This window comes from Klebsiella sp. Ech2A (assembly GCF_030078455.1).
Taxonomy (GTDB): Bacteria; Pseudomonadota; Gammaproteobacteria; order Enterobacterales; family Enterobacteriaceae; genus Klebsiella; species Klebsiella terrigena.
In genome coordinates this window covers 1-1,101 of sequence record NZ_JAQGFU010000443.1, presented here as the reverse complement: position 1 = coordinate 1,101, position 1,101 = coordinate 1, and the positions used below count along the sequence as shown (strand labels likewise).

The window sequence follows — 1,101 nt, the reverse complement described above, 5'->3', positions numbered from 1 at the left end:
GGCGGGGCCGGCGGAAATCAGCAGCGGCCCGGCCAGCTGGCAGCCGGGGAACGCTGAGGCGTAAATCCCGGTCAGGGTGGCGCGATTTTTGCCCGCCGCCCCGCCGGTTATCCAGCTCTCTCCCAGCACGATAATCACCCCCGAGGCGAGGCCGGTCAGGAAGCGCGGCAGCAGGAGCTGCGGCAGATCGGCGGTCAGGCAGGAGGCAACCGTCGCCAGGGCCAGCAGGATCAGGCTCGCGCTGAGCAGCAGGCCCATCTCAAAACGGCGGCACAGCGCGGGAGAGAGGAAGGAGGAGAGCATCATGCCCGCCGGCGGCAGCGCGGCCAGCAGGCCAACGTAGAGGGTATCAATTTGCTGCTGCGCCAGCTCAAGGCTGATAAGCGGCACCGTATAGCCGGTGATAAAGCCTACCAGCGAGGCGGCCATGATCATCGCCAGCGTGGGCGCCAAGCGATTGTGGTCTGGGTTAAACATTTTATTCCCGATAACGGAAGTCAACAGGTGGATAATCTGGCGAATTGCCAACAGCCCTGCATATTAGTTAATCATATGGCTTCTGTCACCGTTGAAATGGCTACCATTAATTGAGAAGAGGGCCGCGCCGCTCGCCAAAGGCCGCCGGGCGGACGTTTAGCGAGAGTTGTCAGCGCGCTGGCGAAAGGATATAACTCATAGAGCAGCCCGGCGCTCGCGGGGCGCATGGATAAAATGCATACCGATAACAACCCTCGCTCAGCGCTGATGCTGTGCAGGAAAGGAGTACGACATGGCAGTATCGCCTTCATCCATCGCCGAGGCTATTCGCTGGCGACGCGATTTTCATGCTTACCCTGAACTGGGCTATCAGGAACAGAAAACCTCCCGTCGCGTCGCCGAACTGCTGGCCTCCTTTGGCCTGCAGGTGCATACGGGGCTGGCGGGAACGGGGGTGGTGGCGACCCTGGAGAACGGTCCTGGCCCGGTAATCGGCCTGCGCGCCGATATGGACGCCCTGCCGATTACCGAACTCGGCGAGGTCAGCTACAAATCCCGCAATCCCGGCGTGATGCACGCCTGCGGCCACGATGGCCATACCGCGATGCTGCTGGCCGCGGCCGC

2 protein-coding genes are annotated in these 1,101 nt (G+C 62.4%); one reads left to right on the top strand and one right to left on the bottom strand.

Annotated features, from left to right (window positions below; all coding sequences use genetic code 11):
• A partial coding sequence (locus tag PFH44_RS27855; RefSeq protein ID WP_283826877.1) for an MFS transporter occupies positions 1-477 on the bottom strand: 477 nt, incomplete at its 3' end.
• 292 nt (positions 478-769) lie between these two features.
• Here PFH44_RS27855 and PFH44_RS27850 point away from each other — a divergent pair.
• Positions 770-1,101: M20 metallopeptidase family protein (locus tag PFH44_RS27850; RefSeq protein WP_283826876.1), on the top strand; the 332-nt coding region annotated here is incomplete at its 3' end.